This window comes from Protofrankia sp. CiP1_Cm_nod4 (genome assembly GCF_982290645.1).
Genome location: NZ_CEVIVC010000244.1, coordinates 1 through 3,859 on the forward strand (window position 1 = coordinate 1; position 3,859 = coordinate 3,859).

Below are 3,859 nucleotides of genomic sequence, written 5' to 3' on the forward strand. Positions count from 1 at the left end.
GGTGGGCTGGTTGCTCATGGGGCGTTCTCCCGGAGGGTGTGACGGTGGACGCTGGGATGGTTCGGCGTGAGCGCCTCTGGCGGACGGTCCGGCGCGACAGACCATGGTTGTTCGGGTTCCGTTCGGCGCGGGCGTCGCTGGCGGACAGCCTTGGGCGGATGCGAACGGCTCCCGCCTTCAGCGCGGTCGCCGCGTCGCGGGCCGAGGCCGGGATTGGCGCGGGCCGGGCGTCGGGGCCGGGATTGGGATGAGGACTGGGACGGCAGGGCGTCCCGCGTAGGACAAAAAGTGCCCATGTAGGACAAGCGGGTTGTCACCGGACGATGTGAGCTGTCCGGGCGTGGGTCCGGCAGGGCGGTGCGAGTGGCGCCGGGCGTCGCCGGTGTGGGCCGTTGGTTCTCGACAGGCGCGGAGGGGTACCGGGTCCTGCCTGTCCGATAGCTGGCTACTCATCACGGTAACCGGCGATATCGGGATCGGTGGGGATGCTCGCGCGCATGGCGGTGTCGGTGTCGGCGAACGCCCATTCGTCGGCGGCGATGAGGTGGTCGACGAGCGCGGTGTGGCCGCCGATCTTCCACAGGGCGGTGAACGGGGGGAACGCGTCGAGGAGCGCGGCTTCGGTGCTGGTCAGGCCCATGTCGGTGAGGAGCCGGCCGATCTGTTCGGGGTTCTGGTGGAGGAAGACCCGCACGCTGGTGGTGTTGAGCAGTCCGGCGGCGATGGAGGCCTCGGCGCGGCCGGCGTGGACCTGGCCGTGCAGGTCGGCGAGGGCGTGGGTGATGAGGATGTTCGCCGCGCCCCACTGGCGGCCCAGCCGCCACTGGTCCTGGAGGAAACGGACGACGGCGAGGTCGTCGAGGGCGATCCATCCTTCGTCGATCACGGTGATGGTGTGCCGGTCCGGCTGGTTGTACATGACGGTCTGGAGCCAGCCGGCGGTGGCGGTGAGGACGAGTTTGAGCGCCCGCCGGTTGGTCAGCAGCGCGGAGAGGTCCAGGACGAGGCCGGGGGTGGTGTCCCAGGCCAGGCCGGCCGAGGTGGGTCCGTCGCAGATGCCGCGCAGATGGTGGTCGACCAGGCTGACGCAGGCGTCCAGCAGGGGGCGGCGCCGGTCGAGGAGTTCGGCCGGGGTGGTGTCGAGGTCGACGGCGAGGCTCGGGTCGGGGTGGGCGAGCACGCCGCGGACGTCCACCAGCGTCGGGGTGACGGTGCGGGCCGAGGCCCGGTCGACGGCGGCGGTGACCAGGCGCTGGTGGCTGACGGACAGGTCGCCCTGGCCGAGGGCGACCGCGAGCAGCGCGCCGGTGACCGCGGCCCGCCGGGCGGTCTGTTCCCGGGCGTCGTCTCGGCTGGTATGCCGCCGCTGGTGGTGGCCGGGGGCGGCGTCGAGGGGGTTGATCCGGATGCCGCCGCCGGGGCGCAGGCGCAGCGCGGCCCAGCCGAGCCGGTCCGCCAGCGGCGTCCATTCCCCTTTCGGGTCGATGACGGCGGTGAACCGGGGCCGGCCAGTGGTGGTGAGGGCGGCGGCGCGGTGCAGGTAGGACTTGATGATCGCGCTTTTGCCGTGGGCGCCGGCACCGGAGACGACCATGTTCGGCCCCTGGATCAGGCCGGCGTCGTAGGCGGCGTGCAGATCGAAGAAGAACCCGCCGCCGGACAGCCGGCTGTGCCCGAGGAACACCCCGCGGTCGCCGAGACCCGCCTCGATGGTGAACGGGTAGACCGCGCACAGATGCGCGGTGGTGGCAACATGCCGCGGCACCGCCAGCCGGCCGTCCCGCCGGTGCGGCCGCCAGCGGGGCCGGGGCCGGGGCTGGGGCTGGGGTGAGGTGCGGGCCATCAGCCGCCCCCACCGAACAGGCCGCGGGCCGGGGGCAGGCCGATCGGCAGGGTCGCGGCCCAGGCCGCGTCGTGCCGGCCGTGCAGCGGGCGCAGTTCGACGATCCCGCAGCGGGCCGCCTGGTCGATCACGGCCTGGCTGGCGTCGTCGAGTTCGGCGCGGCTGGCCGCGGTGACGGCGACCAGCCCGACATAGCCGTATTCGGGGAACCCGGCCTGGAGTTCGGCGTCGCGGCGGTCGATCTCCTCGTGGGCCTGGGTGAGGTGGACGGGGACGCGGAAGGCGTGCTTGTGCCGTAGCTGCACCTGGGTGTCCACGGACACCGACTCGGTGTTGATCCGCCGCCGGGACACCCTGGGCGACACCGGCTCCATGACCACGGCGACGGTGCGGACCGCCGGTGCGTCGTGCAGCAGCGGGTCGAGCCAGCCGGGCCGCAGGGTCAGCGCCGGCCAGTGCGCGATCCAGAACGTCCGATGCCAGGCGCCGTCGATCTGGACGGCGTCCCAGTGCGCCTGGACGGTCAGCGGGGCCAGCAGCGCCGGGTCCACCGGCCCGTCGTCCAGCCCGGCCTTGGCCGCCAGGCCGCGGCGCACCCCGGCCAGGCCGGTGCGGGCGGCCGGGTCGGCGTGCACCCGGACCGTCTGCGCGATCTCCACCGGGGACAGCGGCCCGCCCACGACGAGGCCGGCGGCGTCGCAGCGCTCCGCCAGGGTCCGGGCCGCGTCCAGTGCCGCCTGCGCGGGGCTGCCCCCGGCGCGGGGCAGCCGGCGGGGGTCCACGGTCAGCCACAGCCGTAGCTCGTGGTGCCCCATTGCCGGGGCGGCCTCGGTCAGCAGCCGCTGGTAGGAGGCCGCCGCGGCCCGGGTCCCGGCCGGCAGGCCGGCTTCCTCGTCGGCATCGGCGTCGGCGCGGCCGGTGGGGACGTCCAGCCAGGCCGGCTGGTCGGCTGGGCAGGTCGGGGCGGACCACAGCGTCCAGCCCAGCCGGGCGAGCGCCGGCTGCCCGGCACACTGGGACAGCACCCGCGCCCAGGCCCCGATCTGCCGTTCCTGCCCGGCGGGTTCCAGCAGGCTGAACGGCCCACCCCGCACGTCCAGGGTCACCGTGACCGCCCCGGTCCGCCGGTGGCGGATCAGCCCGACCGGCGCCAGGGACCGCTGCGGCCCGCCCGCCCAGCCGGGACGATCGACCGCGACCACCTCCACCCCGGCCAGGCAGGCCGGCAGCGGTCCCCGCCGTGCCCGCCGTGCCCGGGCGGTCGGTTCGCGGGCCGGGGGCAGTGGCTGCGTCCACCGGTCGGTTCGCCGCGCCCGCCGCCAGGCGAACATGGCCACGGCCGGCAGGATCTCGATCAGCGGCCGGCCCGCGGTCCGTGCGACCGCGAGCAGCAGGCAGGTCACTCCGGCCGTGACTCCGCCGACCGTGCCCGCCGGTGTTCCGACCACGGCCGTGCCCACCGCCATCGCCGCGATACCCGTGGCGATCACGGCGACCTGGGCGGCGGTCAGCCCGGCCACGGCGGTCCCGGTCCGCCGGGCGGGCAGCTGGTAGGTCGTCCGACTCATTGTTCGTGCTCCCCGTCGTCAGGTTGTGCGGCGCCGCCGGGCCGGGTCGGGCCGCGTCGCCGGGTCCACCCCGCCGGCCCGGCCGAGCCGGCGCTTCCCCTGTCGTCCGGAGCACCGGTGCCACCCGGACCGGATGGACCGGCCGCGCCCCCTCGTCCGGAGGGATTCGAGGGGCCGGCGGAATCCGCGGGGCCGCGCGACGGCGGTGAACCGTCAGCCGCCGCCCCACCGGGAGCCGGGGTCCGCCCGGCGGCGGGGCGGGGGTTGGCACGCCCATCGGTCGGCCGACGAGGGGAACCAGCAGCCGGTCCGGCGGGCCGCCGGGAACCGGCCGGATGCCCCGTCCCACCCCCCTCAGCCGGTGGAGGGCCTGATGTTGACGCGGAGCCGCCGCCACCCGAGCCTGGTCCGCCGGGATCCGGCGGGCGGGGAGCGGACGGTCCAGAAC

General features: G+C 75.7%; 2 protein-coding genes. Both read right to left on the minus strand.

Annotation, left to right across the window (positions count from 1 at the left end; translation table 11 throughout):
* Positions 1–445: 445 nt before the first annotated feature.
* A complete protein-coding gene (locus tag AC5LSR_RS23605; RefSeq protein WP_493469051.1) occupies positions 446–1,843 on the minus strand; it encodes a putative type IV secretion/conjugal transfer ATPase in 1,398 nt (465 codons plus the stop codon).
* Positions 1,843–3,411, minus strand: coding sequence for an SCO6880 family protein (locus AC5LSR_RS23610; RefSeq protein ID WP_493469052.1), 1,569 nt, complete (start codon positions 3,409–3,411; stop codon positions 1,843–1,845). Before AC5LSR_RS23610 ends, AC5LSR_RS23605 begins: the two co-directional genes overlap by 1 nt.
* Positions 3,412–3,859 lie beyond the last annotated feature (448 nt).

What these genes read in the sequence shown, in the direction of transcription:
- AC5LSR_RS23605 (WP_493469051.1), bottom strand. Translation starts at nt 1,843, where the DNA reads ATGGCCCGCACCTCACCCCAGCCCCAGCCCCGGCCCCGGCCCCGCTGG.
- AC5LSR_RS23610 (WP_493469052.1), bottom strand. Translation starts at nt 3,411, where the DNA reads ATGAGTCGGACGACCTACCAGCTGCCCGCCCGGCGGACCGGGACCGCC.